This is a genomic window from Thermocatellispora tengchongensis, assembly GCF_014202315.1.
Taxonomy (GTDB): Bacteria; Actinomycetota; Actinomycetes; order Streptosporangiales; family Streptosporangiaceae; genus Thermocatellispora; species Thermocatellispora tengchongensis.
Genome location: NZ_JACHGN010000001.1, coordinates 481506 through 497344, shown reverse-complemented (window position 1 = coordinate 497344; position 15839 = coordinate 481506). Strand labels below are relative to the sequence as shown.

General features: G+C 69.1%; 16 protein-coding genes and 1 tRNA gene. 10 read left to right on the top strand and 7 right to left on the bottom strand.

The genetic code is table 11. The features are described from left to right. Nucleotides 1–3: 3 nt before the first annotated feature. Both HNP84_RS02510 and HNP84_RS02505 read right to left on the bottom strand, forming a co-directional pair. A complete protein-coding gene (locus HNP84_RS02510) occupies nucleotides 4–1722 on the bottom strand; it encodes a hypothetical protein (protein WP_185047645.1) in 1719 nt (572 codons plus the stop codon). A gap of 58 nt (nucleotides 1723–1780) precedes the next feature. Next, complete coding sequence (locus tag HNP84_RS02505; RefSeq protein ID WP_185047644.1) at nucleotides 1781–2317, bottom strand: SigE family RNA polymerase sigma factor; 537 nt, start codon at nucleotides 2315–2317, stop codon at nucleotides 1781–1783. A 1204-nt stretch (nucleotides 2318–3521) separates the two neighbouring features. Here HNP84_RS02505 and HNP84_RS02500 point away from each other — a divergent pair. The 6 genes from HNP84_RS02500 to HNP84_RS02475 all read left to right on the top strand — a co-directional run bounded on the left by HNP84_RS02500 (nucleotide 3522) and on the right by HNP84_RS02475 (nucleotide 9661). Then, nucleotides 3522–5477 (top strand): hypothetical protein, encoded by a 1956-nt coding sequence (locus tag HNP84_RS02500; RefSeq protein WP_185047643.1) that lies wholly within the window; start codon nucleotides 3522–3524, stop codon nucleotides 5475–5477. A 379-nt stretch (nucleotides 5478–5856) separates the two neighbouring features. Continuing rightward, entirely contained in the window at nucleotides 5857–6474 is a 618-nt protein-coding gene (locus tag HNP84_RS02495) for a TetR/AcrR family transcriptional regulator (protein WP_185047642.1), read from the top strand. A gap of 1067 nt (nucleotides 6475–7541) precedes the next feature. Continuing rightward, nucleotides 7542–8012 carry a protein-tyrosine phosphatase family protein gene (locus HNP84_RS02490; RefSeq protein WP_185047641.1) on the top strand — a complete coding sequence of 157 codons (471 nt, stop codon included), beginning with the start codon at nucleotides 7542–7544 and terminating at the stop codon, nucleotides 8010–8012. A gap of 180 nt (nucleotides 8013–8192) precedes the next feature. Next, nucleotides 8193–8798, top strand: coding sequence for a hypothetical protein (locus HNP84_RS02485; protein WP_185047640.1), 606 nt, complete (start codon nucleotides 8193–8195; stop codon nucleotides 8796–8798). A 225-nt stretch (nucleotides 8799–9023) separates the two neighbouring features. Then, nucleotides 9024–9374, top strand: a complete 351-nt coding sequence (locus tag HNP84_RS02480; RefSeq protein ID WP_185047639.1) for an ArsR/SmtB family transcription factor — start codon at nucleotides 9024–9026, stop codon at nucleotides 9372–9374. After that, nucleotides 9374–9661: a hypothetical protein gene (locus HNP84_RS02475; protein WP_185047638.1), complete on the top strand. Its 288-nt coding sequence runs from the start codon at nucleotides 9374–9376 to the stop codon at nucleotides 9659–9661. The genes HNP84_RS02480 and HNP84_RS02475 overlap by 1 nt, the downstream gene beginning before the upstream one ends. 145 nt (nucleotides 9662–9806) lie before the next feature. On the opposite strand, the gene HNP84_RS02470 is transcribed toward HNP84_RS02475, so the two are convergent. Then, a complete protein-coding gene (locus HNP84_RS02470) occupies nucleotides 9807–10418 on the bottom strand; it encodes a hypothetical protein (RefSeq protein ID WP_185047637.1) in 612 nt (203 codons plus the stop codon). Nucleotides 10419–10804: 386 nt separating this feature from the next. Between HNP84_RS02470 and HNP84_RS02465 the strand changes: the two genes are divergently transcribed. From HNP84_RS02465 to HNP84_RS02455, 3 genes are all read left to right on the top strand, one after another. After that, nucleotides 10805–11179 carry a hypothetical protein gene (locus HNP84_RS02465; protein WP_185047636.1) on the top strand — a complete coding sequence of 125 codons (375 nt, stop codon included), beginning with the start codon at nucleotides 10805–10807 and terminating at the stop codon, nucleotides 11177–11179. Between the two features lie 127 nt (nucleotides 11180–11306). Next, entirely contained in the window at nucleotides 11307–11894 is a 588-nt protein-coding gene (locus HNP84_RS02460; protein WP_185047635.1) for a PadR family transcriptional regulator, read from the top strand. 70 nt (nucleotides 11895–11964) lie between these two features. Further along, the gene (locus tag HNP84_RS02455; protein ID WP_185047634.1) at nucleotides 11965–12678 is read left to right on the top strand and encodes a DUF8817 family protein; all 714 of its coding nucleotides are present in this window, start codon (nucleotides 11965–11967) and stop codon (nucleotides 12676–12678) included. A gap of 14 nt (nucleotides 12679–12692) precedes the next feature. Here the strand turns inward: HNP84_RS02455 and HNP84_RS02450 are convergent, their stop codons facing one another. Further along, nucleotides 12693–13295: a TetR/AcrR family transcriptional regulator gene (locus tag HNP84_RS02450; protein ID WP_312923459.1), complete on the bottom strand. Its 603-nt coding sequence runs from the start codon at nucleotides 13293–13295 to the stop codon at nucleotides 12693–12695. An 82-nt stretch (nucleotides 13296–13377) separates the two neighbouring features. Here HNP84_RS02450 and HNP84_RS02445 point away from each other — a divergent pair, with 82 nt between their 5' ends. Continuing rightward, complete coding sequence (locus HNP84_RS02445; RefSeq protein ID WP_185047632.1) at nucleotides 13378–14223, top strand: NAD(P)H-binding protein; 846 nt, start codon at nucleotides 13378–13380, stop codon at nucleotides 14221–14223. A 40-nt stretch (nucleotides 14224–14263) separates the two neighbouring features. Here HNP84_RS02445 and HNP84_RS02440 read toward each other — a convergent pair whose 3' ends face one another. From HNP84_RS02440 to HNP84_RS02430, 3 genes are all read right to left on the bottom strand, one after another. Further along, nucleotides 14264–14752 (bottom strand): hypothetical protein, encoded by a 489-nt coding sequence (locus tag HNP84_RS02440; protein WP_185047631.1) that lies wholly within the window; start codon nucleotides 14750–14752, stop codon nucleotides 14264–14266. A 181-nt stretch (nucleotides 14753–14933) separates the two neighbouring features. After that, a tRNA-Ser gene (locus tag HNP84_RS02435) sits at nucleotides 14934–15023 on the bottom strand. 175 nt (nucleotides 15024–15198) lie between these two features. Further along, entirely contained in the window at nucleotides 15199–15762 is a 564-nt protein-coding gene (locus HNP84_RS02430; RefSeq protein ID WP_185047630.1) for a YceI family protein, read from the bottom strand. Between the last annotated feature and the right edge of the window lie 77 nt (nucleotides 15763–15839).

Sequence of the window (15839 nt, the reverse complement as noted above, 5' to 3'; positions counted from 1 at the left end):
ACTTTATTCCGCCGGTGGGACCGCGGCCAGATTGAGGACCTCGTACTCCTTCGGCTTCTGCGCCTCCTCTCGGTGGCACTCCTCGGTGCCCGGGGTCGGCCCCTTGGCGCCCTCGGGCAGCTCCATCTGCTCGACCTCGCGCTCGCTGATCGTGCGGCAGACCTCCTTGGTCTTCACCGTGCCGGCCTCCCAGTAGAAGATGGCGCTGGGCGAGGAGGACGTGCCGTGGCCCAGGCTGGTCCCGCCGTCGTCGCGGGTCGCGCCGATCCGCGCCTGCGTGCCGGTCGCCAGATCGTAGATGCCGGTGGTGCTCAGGGGCACGAACCGGCCGAGGTGGATCCCCTGGCCGAACGGGGAAGTGCCGGGCACGGAACGGGCGCCGGAGCCGTCCAGGCGCCATGCGACGGCCTTCCTGCCGGCCTCGGTCCCGACGCACCAGGTGGAGCCGCACCGCACGTTGGTCCGGCCCACGGCGTCGATCTGGCGCCGTTCGCCGGTCTCGACGTTGACCAGCAAGGTCTGGTTCTTGTCGAAGTCGCCGTACTCCGACACGTCGCTCGCCCACGGATACTCCCGCAGGTGCAGCCCCTCGGTGCCGGCGACCGGCTCGGGGGTGCCACCGGAGATCGGGACACGGTAGATCCCGCCCGAGGCCACCGACCAGTAGACATGGCCCTCGGACACGCCGATGGCGTCGATCCGCGAGCGGGCGCCGGTGAGCTCGGCCAGCCGGGTCGGCTCGCCTCCCGAACGGGGGACGACCCACACGTCGGCCCAATCGGTGTCGTCGTTGGGCGTCGTGCCGTACCAGGCGATGTGACCGGGGCCCACCTCGGTGCGCTGGACGAAGTAGCCCTTGACGCCCTCCGGCGCGGGCAGCTCCGTCAGCACGGTGGCCCGCTTGGCGGCGGTGTCGTAGACCTCCAGCCGGCCCGCCTTCTCGAAGGACGACTCGGCGGACAGCAGGATCTGGGTCGGGCTCAACGCGTCCACCGGACGGTAGCGCCATCCGTCTCCGGCGGCGGCCGGGATCGTGGACACCGCGCCGGGCCACACCTCGGCGGCCTTGGGGACGGACGCATCGGCGCCGTCGGCAGGCGGAGGACTCATGGTGGCCGTCAGCTCGCCGCTGCCTGTGGAAGTGGCCGTGGCGGTGGGCGTGACCGTGGCGGTGGCGGTCGTACGGGACTTGTCGGCGGCCGTGACGTGGTCTTCTCCGCCCCTGTTGGAGAAGACTCCCGTCACGGCGCTGCCCGCCGCGATGACCGTGACCACCCCGGCGACCGCGAGCGCGGACTGCGCACGCCGACGCGTACGCGTCCTGCGGCGGGCCGCCACCATGGCCGCGAGGTCGCCGATGGGCTCGGGAGCGGCCTCGGCGGCCCTCGCCAAAGTGCGGACCAGCTCGGCCTCGGTGCTGTCGTGGCGATATCTGTCGTGCTCGCGTCTGTCGTGCTCGTGCCTGTCGTGCTCGCGCCTGTCGCGACCGCCTCCGTCGCGGTCGCCTCTGTCGTATCTGTCGCGCCCGTCTCCGGCGCGGTCGCGTCCATCGCGCCCGCTTCCGTCATGGACGTGGCCGTCGTGGACGTCGTGGCCGTGTCCGCTGTGGGGGCGGCCGCTTCCGTCGTGAGGATGGTCGTGGCCGTTGAGGGGGCGGTCGCGTCTGCCCTGGGTGTGTCTGTCGTGTTCGTCGTCGTAGTCGTGGTCGTGGTCGTGGCTCATGGTGCGTTCCCGGCTGAAGCTCGGTTCGTGGTGGCTGCTTCGGTTGGAGCTCGGTCGGTCATGACGCCTTTCCCGGCTGGAGCACGGCGGCGTGGGCCGCCGAGCGTACGCGGAGTGCCGCCAGGGCTCTGGATGCCTGGCTGCGCACGGTGCCGCACGAGATGCCGAGGATCTTGGCGATCTCCTGGTCGGACAGGTCTTCGTAGTAGCGGAGGACCAGGACGGCACGCTGCCGCCTGGGTAATGCCGCCAGCTCGGCCCACAGGCCGGTGTCGGCGGCGAGGCGATCGACGCCGGCGTCGGTCATGGTGCCTTCGGGCACCGCGGCCACGAGGTGCTCGCGCTTTCGGCGGCGCCACCAGCTGATGTGCTGCCGCGCCATGATCGTGCGTACGTATCCCTCGGGATCGTCTTTCCTGCGCACGCGCGACCACGTGTCGCTCAGGCGGAGCAACGCCTCCTGAACGAGGTCGGCTGCGTCCTCGGCGTTGCCGGTCAGCACGAACCCGTAGCGGTACAGCGCGCTTCCGCGAGCTCGCACGAACTCCTCGAAATCCACGCCCCAAGGACGTTCGTGGGGTCGGTTCTGTTGCATCGCGATCGGATTTCACCTTCTCCACCGGGCGCAACTTGGGCCCCAGCGGTTTGGCGGTTTCGGTCAACCTGTATCGGCCCCCGCACGTCCTACTGGCCAGGGAGGCCCAACCTCCGTCAGGGAGGCCACGATGCGCGACCTCGTGACCGACCTCCTTGATGCGGAGCTCCGGCTGGAGTTGCTCCTGACGTGGGCGCTGCACGAGGAGGCCGAACAACTAGCCGCCGATTAGGACGGGCCCCAGGTCCTACGAGGGGGGACCTGGGGCAGGGGGCTCGGGGGACGGGGATCCGGCGGCTGCGCTCCTCTCGGTGCGGGGACTCTTTCACGGTTCGTACGGCTTTCTGAAGCTCTCGCCTCCCTCCGGCCGCCTTCAGCCCTCTTTCAGCCGCCTTCGGGAGCCATCCGGGCGCATTCCGGGGGTCTTCGGGCGTCTTCGGGCGCCATCCGGCGGCCTTCGGGCACCTTCCGGGCGCCTTCAGCCCACCAGAAGCGGTCTGACTCGTACGGCCGCAGGCGGGTACGTACGGACTCAGTCCGCCATCGAGAGCCGCGGACGCCCGGACCGGGCGGACGCGCGGACATCAGGACATCGGCGACATCAAGCCTTTCGGGTTGTCGGCGGCACAGTTGGGCATATTGCATGCGCTGGTGGATTTGAGCGTGAGCCGCCCGCATTCGTACGCCCGCCGCCACCACATTCGCGCCCGCCTGACCGCACACGAAATTTCGGGTCATTTGCACAAATAAGCGGACCAACAGGCGGCCGAAGCGGGCACTTAAGGCTGCTTCTTGGGGATATCAGGAAAACTGTTTGGGGTTAATCCGCATCAATTGAGGTATGCCAGGATCGCGACTCCATGCGCCCGCATGCCAAAATTAGTGGCATTGGGAAGCGGAGTCGCGAACGCCATGTCGCGAGGAACCGCACGCTTCGGCAGGACGCCCGCTTTCCGCACGTCAGCCGCTCGTTGCCATCACGACAAGGCGGACAATCGGCACAAGTGACCGCGAATGCTTTCTAGGCTGTAAGTGTCACTCGGAGGATGTGCGAGACAGCACTCGTTTTCGGGTCGAATTGGGTGATCAGGCTTTCGACTACGGCCGCTTCGTGCTTGACCATTCTCAGTCCCGGAGGAGATACATGATACACCCGCGACGCCTTCCCGTGTGGGGGGTCGCCATGGTTGTGACGAGCACGGTAATGGCGGGGACATTTGTCACCACATATCCGTCATCTGCCGTTGCGGCCTCGTACGAGCCGCCCGTTTCCACCGTAGGGGGGAACGCCGACATCACCCCCTTCTACAGGTGGGACCCGGCCGCCGACCCGGCCTTCAAGCAGGGGCCGCTGGGCGAGCTGCTGGACTTCTGGGGCCCTCGGAGCAAGGACGGCCGGAACCGCGAGAACATCGTCAAGTCGCGCACGATCAGCCAGATCGTCGCCGACCCCGCGTTCCAGGAAGCCGTCGAGTCCGGAACGCCCGGCCAGTCCGGCCAGTCCGGCCAGGTCACCTCGGACCATTCCGTATCGGGACGTAAGGCGAACGCCGGCCCCACCACCACTCAGTCGGAGGTAGAGGCGGCCAAGACGGTCGCGCCCCTGCTCGACAGGCTGCTCGCGACCAGGGCCGCGGGCGGGCAGACGGGCGGGTTCGCCGACCGCGTCATGTCGATGCTGGAGGAGACCACGAAGGTCGTCCAGGACGTGATCCCGGGCGGCGACCCGGCGGACGACGACTCCGGCACGGACGACCGCACGGCCGAGCGCCGCGCAACGGCCGAGGGCACCGGGTCCGCACAGCGGCTCGCGTCCGCCCAGAACGCCGCATCGGCCCGGACTCTCGGGTCGGTCGCGCGGGACCTGCCCATGGACCTGCTCACCGTCCTGCTCGGACCCGAGACGGCACGGTTCATCGAGGCGCTGACGATGCTGCGCCCCGACACGCTCGCCATGATGCTCACGGCCGCCACGCAGCAGTCGCGCTGGTACCCCGATACGGAGGTGTATCTGATCAGATACCGCAGCCGGGTGGCCGAGCCGATCGCCACCGACCCGCTGGGGATCACCGAATCCCGGCGGTTCCAGATCAGGTACGTGCCGGCGACCGCGCAGGTGCTGGTGCCGCAGGCGCCCTACCCGACCACCACGCGTCCGCTCGTCGTGTACACGAGGGGCAACGCGGCCGAGTGCGCCGGCGCCATGACGGCCTCGACGCCGATGTGGTCGTACGGTGCGCGGATGGCGGACACGCTCCAGGTGTCGGCGCTGCTGAACAAGGGCTTCGCGGTGGTCATCCCGGACGAGCCGGTCACCGTGACCGCGTCCGAGCCGGGCCGCCCGGCCGCACCGCGTACCGTGGAGCACGCGACGAGCGGCCTGAACGCGCTCGACGCCGTACGCGCCGCACGCCAGCTCAGCCGGACTCTCTCCGCCTCCGCGGCTCCCGCGGCCGAGGCGCCGACGAGCCCGGTGGCGGCGGTGACCTCGGCGGCCTCGGCCGCCCTCACCACCGCGTCGCGTTCGCTGCTCAACCTCGACCTCGGCCTCGACCTCGGCCTCGGCCTCGGCACACAGAGGCCCCAGGCGGACGCCCAGCCCCGCGACCCGTTCATCCCGTTCGACGGTCCATGGGGTCTGTGGGGGTACTACTACTACCGCTCCCTGAGCCCGTGGTGGCCGGTGATGCTCCAGCGCGCGTACGCGCCTGAGCTCGGCCGCCACTTCGTCGTCATCGGCGCCGCGCGTACCGGATGCCCGGCGCAGGTGGGACGGACGCCGCAGTTCATGGACATGTCCACCGGCGACGCCCGCCTCGCGACCGGCGCCGGCGCGGCCTCGCCGTCCGTCCAGGACTCCGGCCTCCGGCACGTCGATGAGACGGTGAACGCCATCCTGAACCGCTACGAGCAGCCGCAGGGTACGTCGATGTACCTACAGGACGGCTACAAGGCGGGCGATCTGGAGAAACTGCGCGAGCTGTCGCCCCAGGCGATCGGGTCGAAGCTGTGCGGCGCCGAGGTGGACGTCCGGCAGGAGGAGCCACAGCGCGAGACAGGCGGCACGATGCACGAGTTCCACCAGGCCATGCAGGTCGCGGACTGGTTCGCGAGCCGGTTCGGCGACCGGACGCGGGCGAACGACTGCGGCCGGCGCTGAGCGCGTACTCGCGCCCGCGCATTGAGCGCGGGACGTGACGGCGGAGGCGGGTGATATGACCGCCTCCGCCGTTTTCGTACGTACGCGGCCGCCCCCGCCTCCGAAAATCTTCACCCGATCGTGCAACAGATCGTGTCTGATCGGCGACTTAGAGTAAGACTAGAAAGGGATGTGCCCGCCGCATCCACCGTCCCTCGTCCACACGTTCGACCAGAACGGAGGAATCCCCGTGCGCGTATCCCCCTTCCCACGGGTCCTCGCACCACCCGCGACGCGACCGCCGTGCCGGCGCCGCGCCGGCGGTGACCGCCTGCCCCGATCCGCGGCCGATCGGAGGAGAGCACGACGGACATGCAGATGACAGCGGTGGTGCTCTAGCTTGGCCGCGATCAGCAGACGGCCGGCGCTACGCGATCACGTGGCGGCCGGGATCCTGGAGATCTCCGCGGGCGTCCTCGCCGAGCGGGGCGAGGCCGCGAGCATGGCCGACATCGCCGCGGCGGCCGGCGTCGCCAGAGCGACCCTGTACCGCTACTTCCCCAACCGGGACGTCCTGGTCCGGGCCTTGACCGAGACCGCGCTCACCGACCTCGCCGGCCGGATCGCGGACGCCAAATTGGACGAGGTACCGGTCGAGGTGGCCATCGCGCGCATGACCCGGGCCGTGGTCGCCACGATCAGCAAGTACCAGGGCCTCGCCCTGTTCCAGAAGGCGTTGGAAGACCCCCCACCCGCAGGCGCGTCGGCGGCCGAGCGGCGGCTCATCGAGCCACTGCGCCGGCAGTTCGAACGCGGCGCGAGCGAGGGCGCCTTCCGCCGCGACCTCCCCACACAGGCACTGTTCAAGGTGTACGTCGGCCTGGTCGAGGGCGTCGCGTCCCTGTCGGCGGGCAGGGAACTCGGCGTCGAACAGGCCAGCGCCGCGATCACCGCGATCTTCCTGACCGGAGCCCTCACCCCCCAGTCCCGCACCGGAGCCGCCACACGCACGCCCTAGCCAAGCCACGGAGGTCAGCAGGTTCACCGGGGAGAACCCGTACTCCCCCGCACGGGCAGGGTGGGCACCCGCGCGGGGGCAACCCGGGCAAGCCGGGCGGGGCAAGGCCGCGCACGGGGAACAAGACCGCGCGCGGAGGCAAACCCGCGCGGGGAGCACAAGCCCCCGGTGAGCCACACCACCCCAGCCGACACCCCCAGCGCTCGACACGGGGTGCAGGGGTACGGCGGCGCTGCCGTGCAGAGATGCGGCGGCACGGCGGCGCAGGGGTGCGTGGGTGCGCGGGTGCGGCGATACAGGCGTGCGGCGGCACCCGGGGTTAGCCGAAGCGCGGCGGTGCAGGAATGCGTGGGGGCGGCGGCACGGCGGTGCAGAGGTGCGTGGGTGCGTGGGGGCGTGGGTGCGGCGGTACAGGCGTGCGGCGGCACCCGGGGTTAGCCGAAGCGCGGCGGTGCAGGAATGCGTGGGGGCGGCGGCACGGCGGTGCAGAGGTGCGTGGGTGCGTGGGGGCGTGGGTGCGGCGGTACAGGCGTACGGCGGCACCCGGCGTTAGCCGAAAGCGCGGCGGTGCAGGAATGCGTAGGGGCGGCGGCGCAGAGGTGAGGGGGTGCGGGAGTGCGTAGGAGCGGCGGTACAGGAGTGCGGCAGGACGGCGGCACCCGGGGGTCAGCCGACGGCACGGGGTGCAGGGGTGCGGCCGTACAGGAATGCCAGGTGCGGCGGTACAGGAGCGCGGCAGGACGGCGGCACCCGAGGGTCAACCGACAGCACGGCGGAGCAGGAATGCGTAGGGGCGACGGCACGGCGGTGCAGAGGTGGGGGTGTGGGAATGCGTAGGCGCGGCGGTACAGGAGCGCGGCAGAACGGCGGTACCCGGGGGTCAGCCGACGGCACGGCGGTGGTGCCCGGCGGAGGCGGTTCAGAGGTCGTGCTCCCCCACCCAGGACCGCGGCGGCCCGCCTATTGGCCCGCCACCCAAACCACGGGCCCGCCGCACAACCAGCGGGCCCGCCCGAGCCCTCCCAAAGGTCCGCTCTGGGCATCCGGGCGCCGGTAACATCGGCCCAATGAATGGCCCGAAAACCGTGACGCTGCCCGCCGGTGGTGAAGTGCTGGCCCGGGGGCTGCGGGCCGGGGTGTTGCCGGAGCCGCCGCCGGAGTTCGGGGTGTATCTGCTGGGCCACCCTCTCGACCGCCCCAACCTGTACGCCCGGCTACTGGTCGGTCTGCGGCCATGGACACCGGGCTGGCCACATCTGCGTATCGACTGGCCCGACTTCTCCCCACCCCGGCGCCCGGAAGAGGCGGCGGCCGGGCTCCGTGACACCCTGGCTCGCATCGAGCGCGGCGAGCGAGTGGAGATCGCGTGCGGTGGCGGGCGCGGGCGTACGGGGACGGCACTGGCGGCCCTCGCCGTGCTTCAGGGGACGGCGCCGGCGGACGCGGTCACGTGGGTGCGCACGGCGTACGATGCGAAAGCAGTGGAAACCCGGGCACAGCACCGATTCCTCCACCAGCTTCTGCAACACCAGCAATAGGCTGCATCAACCCGCACTAGCCTACATTAGCCCGCATTAGGCTGTATTAGCCTGCATCAAGCCGCATTAATCGGCATAGCGCGAAATGCTTTCCGAATAACCCCGCCCTTCCGTATCGGCGGCGAAATCTTGGTCCGTCCTGACGTTTGTGCCGATCGAAGTCGGCTGAAAAACTCAGGCATGAGAAGAATCGCAGCTCTGCTGCTCGCCTCCGCATGCGCGGGAACGGCCGCCTTCACCGCCGCGCCGTCCGCCGCACCCCAGGACCGAAAGCCGCAGTCCCAGCCGGTCATCCAGGAGACCCGAACCCCCAAGCCCCCGGAGTGGCTGTACAAGCTGCGCAAGGCGCTGTCCAAGTTCGACGACCCCAGGGTCGCGGAGCGATTCGGCTACCGGCGGACCGACGTGTGCGCCCAGTATCCGTACACCGGCGAGAACGGCGAGCGCATCGGAGGGATGGGCTACCACTACGTCAACGAGCGGCTCGTCGAGGACCCGGAGCTGGACCCGTACCGGCCTGAGGCCCTGGTTTACGTCCCGTACAACGGCGGGCGCAGGCTCGGCGCGGTCGAATACATCAAGAGAGACCGCGACCAGCGCATCGCCACCGCGGACGACCGGCCGAAGCTGTTCGGGCGCGAATTCCAGGGCCCGATCGAGCCTCGCGAGAACGGCATGCCGATCCACTACGAGATGCACCTCTGGCTGTTCCTGAACAACCCGCGCGGCCTCTTCGAGCCGTGGAACCCAAGAGTGTTCTGCCCGCCCACCAACACGACCTCATAGCCCCGAATAATCCACCCAACCCCCCACCCCCCATTTCTGACGCATTCACCGCCCCGAGAGCGGTGGTGCTTCCCCACATGCCGATTCCCCGGCCGTCCCAGGCACCGCGCCCTTCTCCCGAGACTCCGAGCGGCGCGATCCCCCGCCCTTCCCGCCGTTGTCAATGTCCGCGGCGCGATGCTACGGTTCCTCGTGTAACAAGAAGCTTACATATGTAGGGGAAGCGTGACGGACGACGGGCCGACCGGTGATGACCTGGTCGAGATGCTGGCGGCCCTGGCCAACCCGTTGCGGTTGCGGATCATCGCCGCGCTCGCCGGTGGGCGCGACTACGTCAGTCACCTGGCGCGCGAGATCGGGGTCAGCCGTCCGCTTCTGCACATGCACCTGCGCCGTCTCGAAGCGGCGGGGTTGATCGTCGGCAGCCTTGAGCTCTCCCCTGATGGCAAGGCCATGAAGTACTACGAGGTCACCGGCTTCGACCTGCGTGTGAACGCATCGGTGCTCGCCGAGGCGGCCAAGACCCTCACCCGGCCGGACCCGGATCAGGGTCCCGGACCCAAGGAGCACTCCTGATGAACCTGCTCACCCCGGCCGGGCCCACCTCCTGGCCGCAGACGGCCCTGCTCATCGCCGTACTGGTCGTGGGCACTTTTCTGATCGCTCTGATCATCGTGACGCTGCTCGAAGCGCGCAAGTTGAAGCTCGGCGCCGCTCAGACCGAGGAGCTGCGGCAGCTCGTACGCCGATTCGAGCAGCTCGCGGAGAACAGCAACGAGACCCAGGAGCGCATGGCGGCCGATCTGGCCGAGTTGCGGGCGCGAACGGCGTCGATCGAGCAGATACTGCGAACGGTGGAATGAAAGGGCGAACGGGCGGCCGCACCCCGCCGCGACCTGAGCACCACCGCGTCCGGCGCCCTGCCGAGCGCCGGCGACGCGGCCCGTACGGCCGCGGGCGGTGAGCCGCCCGTTCGCCGGTGACCTCCGCCGAAGGTCTGTCCGAGGGTCAGTGGAGTCTGCGTCCGCGGAACACCGGGTGGTCGGTCTCCCAGTACTTCCAGCCCTCCACCCGGGCCGGAACACTGGCGACCCCGCTGGTCACCCTGTGGAGGCGGCAGGTGCCGAGCTGCCGCCAGGCCGTGAATCCGACCCGGTAACCGAAGACGCGGTACCACAGGTTGCCGTACTTGCCCTTGCTGATCTCGTGTGTGTACTGGTGGCCGGCCCTGACCACGTGCTCCTCAGCGAGCAGCGGGTTGATCATCAGGCGGAACCTGCGGATGATGTCCCTGCGGGTCAGCTCGGGCTGCTGCTCGCGTTCGATCTCGATTTCCGCGTAAACGCGGGTCTCCCGTTCCACGGTCGCGGTGATCGTGCCACCGGGGCCGTCGATGAACCGGGTCCGCGGGATGAAGAAATTCATCGGCGACAGGTCGTCGAGCTTGACGAAGAAGTCCGGCCGGCACCGCTTCCGCTTTTTGTTGTTGTTGTCGTCGTCCGGAGTGGCCACAGCCTGGGTGCCGCCCGCCGAGGCGAGCACGGGTGGGGCCGGCGCCAGTACGAGAACCGCGGAAAGCCCCGCCACGGCCAGGCCCGTGAGCGCACTCGTTCCCCGCACGCGCCAGGAGGTTGCGCACCTTTTTGTGCCGGCTGTGAACATGTGGCTATCGCTCCTTCCGGAACGCGGCCGACGGCCGCGCCTGAATCCTTGCCGCAACCCGGGTCGGACCCGTTTGTCCGGGCGATACGGGCGTGACAGTGGCGATCCTTACAGAAACGCGGAATCGACCGGTGCAGGCGCGCGGTCCCGCAGTTCACCGCCAAGGGAAAGCGATGGTGAAATCACGGGAAAGGCGGTCGCGCGGACCGCTTCCGTACGCTCGGCGCCATGATGACGGGCGGAAGGGGCGGCTGCCCCACCAGTGCCACAAATCCGGATTTTTTCCGGTTATGAGTCGCTATGATGATCACCCTCATCGGACGATCACTCACAGAAGGGCGAACATGAGACTCACCTTCGCCGGCCTCTGCCTGCTTGCCGTCACGATGACGGCGGGCTGCTCCGGTATCCAGCAGGGAGTCCAGGAAGGCGTACAGCAGGGCACCGCGGAAGGGACGTTGAGCGTACTGGGTCAGGTGGCCCTCGAAGAGGCGTCCGGAGCCAAACTCGCGGGCGAACTCGACTGCACGTCCGAATCGGCGTCGAGCGACGGCGGTACGCCGATCGAATGCTCCGGCCAGACCCAGGACGGCAAGAAGGCGACGATCACGGGGACCGTCACGTCCGCCGATCCCGAGAAAGGCGTCGTCAAGGGCAAGTTGACGCTCACCTTCGACGGCAAGAACCTCGGCGAGAAGGACTGCATCGGGGCCTGCTGAGACCTTTCCGCGCGCATCGCTCCGCCCGAACCCCTCGGCGAGCGGACCGGGGCGATGCGGTGCGGGGCCCGGGGGCATCCGGCGTACCGTTGGTGACGAACCGTCGATACGTGGAGGTGGGGCGCAGGTGTCGGCCATCCGGCTGCTGGTGCTCGGGGCCATCCGGCAACGTGGCCGGGCGCACGGTTACCAGGTACGCAGCGACCTGGAGGCGTGGGGAGCGCACGAGTGGTCCACGGCCAAGCCGGGCTCGATCTACCACGCCCTCAGGCAGATGGCCAAGCAGGGGCTGCTGCGCGCCCACGACATTGAGCCGAGCCCGGCGGGCCCGCCACGCGTGGAGTACGAGCTCACCGGCGAAGGCGACGCGGAGTTCCTGCGCCTGCTGCGTACGGCCCTGTCCAGGCACGACCAGAAGATCGACGAGCTGACGGCCGCGGTCGGCTTTCTCGACAGCCTGCCCCGCGAAGAGGCCATCGCGCTGCTCAAGGAGCGGGTGACGGCGCTCGACGGCTGGCGGGCCGAAGTCGCTCGGCACTGGACGCCCGACGACGCCGATCCCGGAGACTGGGAGCCGATCACCGAGATCATGCGCCTGTGGACGCATTTCTCGGCAAGCGGCGCCGAATGGACCCGCGGCCTGATCCAGCGCCTGGAACGGGGCACGCACCGCGAGGACGCCGAACCGGCACCGTCCGGCAGCACCAACCGCTGACCACGAGCCATCCGTGAGTACACTCGAAGCGCGAGCTAGTAAAATTTGACTACTGCTCCCGAGGAGCGAGATGGCCAACGAGAAGACCGTGCCGGCGCTGCCCTGCCAGTCCATCGACGACGTCGAGGAGTTCTACACCGCACTCGGCTTCACCAGGACCTATCGCCAATCCCGCCCGAACCCGTACCTCGCCCTCCAGCGGGAAGACATCCACCTGCACTTCTTCGGCATGCCGGACTTCAACCCGGAGGAGTCCTACGGCACCTGCATCGTCCTCGTCCCCGACACCGGAGAGCTCTTCCGCGCCTTCGCGGCGGGCATGCGAGCGGCGTACGGCAAGCTCCTGGTCTCCGGCATCCCGCGGATGACCAGGCCCCGGAAGCGGAAGAACGTCGACAACCTCACCGGCTTCACGATCGTCGACCCGGGCGGCAACTGGATCCGGATCTTCCCTTCCGACGAGGACGCCGGCGGGCGGGAACCGGCGACGAGCAAGCTCGCCACCGCACTGCAGAACGCGGTCGTCATGGGCGACTCCCACGGCGATCACCGGCAGGCCGCCAAGATCCTCGACGGCGCGCTGGCACGGGCCAAGGACGCCCCGAACGTGGACCTCGTCGAAGCGCTCCTCTACCGCGCCGAGATAGCCCTGACCCTCTCCGACCCAGAACGGGCGCGCGAACTGCTCACCCGCGTCCGCGAGATCCCCCTGAGCGCCTCGGAACGAGAGCGCCTGGCCGAACCACTGTCCGGCGTGCCCGACCTTGAGGCGGCCCTGTCATGACCTGGGACCGAAAGCTATAGCGGGACGTCGCGGTCGGCGAGGGAGTCGAGCCAGCGGGTCAGGCGGGCTCCTTGGCGGGTCATGATCTCCGGATCGCGCAGGGCGTTGGCCAGGAGGGACATGCCCTGGTAGGCGCCGACGAACGTGAGCGCGAGATCGCCGCAGTCGGGCAGGCCCAGTTCACGGAATTGCCGCTCCGTCCAGTCCAGTAGCAGCCGGATGACCTTGCCCGCTTCCAGGTCGAGTCCTCCTTCGGCACGTTTGTCGAGTTCGACCGCCAGGGTGCCGGTCGGGCAGCCGTAGCGGGCAGCGATGTCGCGCTGCCCGACCCACGCGTCGACCAGGGCTTTGAGGCGCTGGAGCGGATCGGGCAGCTTGTCGAGCTCGCCGGTGAGTTCGGCGAGGTGCCCGGCGTGCTCGGTGAGGGCGGCCTGGATCAGCTCGTCCTTGGTCTTGAAGTAGTAGTACACGTTCCCGACGGGAACCTCGGCGGCGGCGGCGATGTCGGCGATGGTGGTGCGCTCCACACCCTGCTCGTGCAGGACCCGGGCGGCCGCGGCCGTCAGTCGCCGCCGCTTGCCGGCCCCTCGCGCGGACGCCCTGGTTGAGTTGGTCACCTGACTGACTATAGACAAGCGACCGTCGGGCCGTGCTATGTTCTCCATCTCAGTCAGCTAACTAACTAATTCGGAGGATGACATGATCGTGGTGACCGGAGCCACCGGCAACGTCGGCCGTTCGCTGGTGCAGGCACTCGCCGCGACCGGCGAGCACGTGACGGCGACCTCCCGGGGCATCTCGCCGGCGGACGTCCCGGCGGGCGTCGGGCACAGACGGGCGGACCTGGCCGAGCCCGAGAGCCTGCGCCCCGTCGTCGAGGGCGCCGACGCGCTGTTCCTCCAGAGCGGCGGGGCCGGCGCGCACTCGCTCAGCCCGCACGACATCCTCGACGTCGCCAAGGCCGGCGGCGTGGAGCGGGTGGTGTTGCTGTCCTCCCAGGGGGTGGCGACCCGTCCGCAGTCGGCCTCCCACGGGACCCTCATGCGCTCCATCGAGGATGCCGTGCGGCAATCGGGCATGGCGTGGACGATCCTGCGGCCCGGCGGCTTCAACTCCAACACCTACGCCTGGGCCGAATCCATCCGTACGACGCGAACCGTCGCCGCACCGTTCGGCGACGTCGGCCTGCCGACCATCGACCCGCTCGACATCGCCGAAGTCGCCGCGGCGGCCCTCCTCCAGGACGGCCACGCCGGGCAGATCTACGAACTGACCGGCCCCGCCCTCATCACGCCCAGGCAACAGGCCGAAGCGATCGGCGACGCCCTCGGCGAACCCGTCCGGTTCGTCGAGCAGACCCGCGACCAGGCCCGCGCGCAGATGCTGCACTTCATGCCCGAACCCGTGGCCGAGACCACCCTCGCCATCCTCGGCACCCCCACCCCCGCCGAACAGCGCATCAGCCCCGACGTCGAACTCGTCCTCGGCCGCCCGCCCCACACCTACGCCGCCTGGGCCCACCGCAACACCGCGGCATTCCGGTAACCCGCCCCCACCTCGCCGCCCGGGGCCGCTCCGGCGCAGGTCAGGCCCGCGCCTCCTGCGCCTGAGGTTGCCGGGCGGCCCGCCGGAGTGCGTACGCCGCACCGAGCATCGACAAACCAATCCATATGGACGGTGCTGCTACGGCATGCGTTTCAAGCCCCAGGACGTAGCGAACGTAGTCCGATCCACCGATCATCTTGCTGAGAGCGTTCGCCAGGACATTCACCAGCCCGAACGCGCTCAACACCCCGACCGCGACGAGGCCGGCATGACGACTGCGCAGCTTGATCGCAGCGGCTACGAGCAGCAACGGGATGGCGAGCACGAGCAGTGCGCTCTCGAAGACGGACGGCCAGAGTGTCGGTGATTCGTTGCCGAGAACGAGATGCGCGAGGGCGGTGAACCCCACCCCGGATTTCGGATGTTCGATGGTGCAGTAACCGGGCGAGGCGTCCCAGCCGCACGGGGAGTACATGGTCGGCAGTAAAGCGAGAACAGCGGCGAGTAATCGCCATGCACCTGACTGCACGTGAGTCTCCTGACTACGTCGATCATGTCGGGTGCAGGAGTATGTCACGCCCTGGCGGGACAACACCCTTCCGTCCTCCCACGAGTGGGAGGGGTGGACCGCGCGGTCGCGGGTACGGGGCGGCGACACAAGAAGATCAAAAAGGCCCTCGTCCCGAACCCGGGAGAGGGCCTTCGTCGAGCGGAGGCTCGGGGATTTGAACCCCGGATGGGCGGTAAACCCAAACCGCATTAGCAGTGCGGCGCCATAGACCTGACTAGGCGAAGCCTCCTGGTAGCCGATGTGGCTCACGACAGCGTACCGGCCTTCGCGCCGTGCGGCAAAGCGGATTGGCCAGGTGGCGTGTGGCGGTGTGAGGCGAGGCACATCCGTTGTCCACAGGCTGTGGACAACGGATGTGGGTAAACCTGTGGATGACCGCGTTCGGGCTGGTCAGATGGCCGGTTTCAGGCCTGGCGGGTGGCCTCGCCCTCGATCTCGACCTTGACCTTCTTGCCGACCAGTACGCCGCCGGTCTCCAGGGCCTGGTTCCAGGTCAGGCCGAACTCCTCGCGGTCGAACTCGGCGGAGATGGAGAAGCCGAACAGCTCCGCACCCCACGGGTTGGTGCCGGCGCCGCCGTACTCGACCTTGAGCTCGATCTCCTTGGTGACGTCGCGGATGGTGAGGTCGCCGACGACGGTGAACTCGTCGTCGCTGTGGCCCACGACGCGGGTGCTGCGGAAGGTGATCTCGGGGTACTTCTCGGCGGCGAGGAAGTCGTCGCTGCGGAGGTGGCCGTCGCGGTCGGCGGCGTGGGTGTTGATGCTCGCGGTCTTGATCGTGAGCTCGGCGCTGGACTCCAGCGGGTTCTCGGCGATCACGACACTCCCCGAGAACTCCTCGAAGTTGCCGCGCACCTTGCTCACCATCATGTGCTTCACGACGAAGCCGATGCGGGTGTGGGCCGGGTCAAGGTTGAAGGTGCCGGCCGTCGGGATCGTGAGGCCTTCCCAGGCGCGGGTAGACATGTCTGTGCCTCCAGGCAGAGGTGGGTGTCCTGCAGATGGTTGAGCCAACAGATTTCTACATGAGGAATATTCCGCTC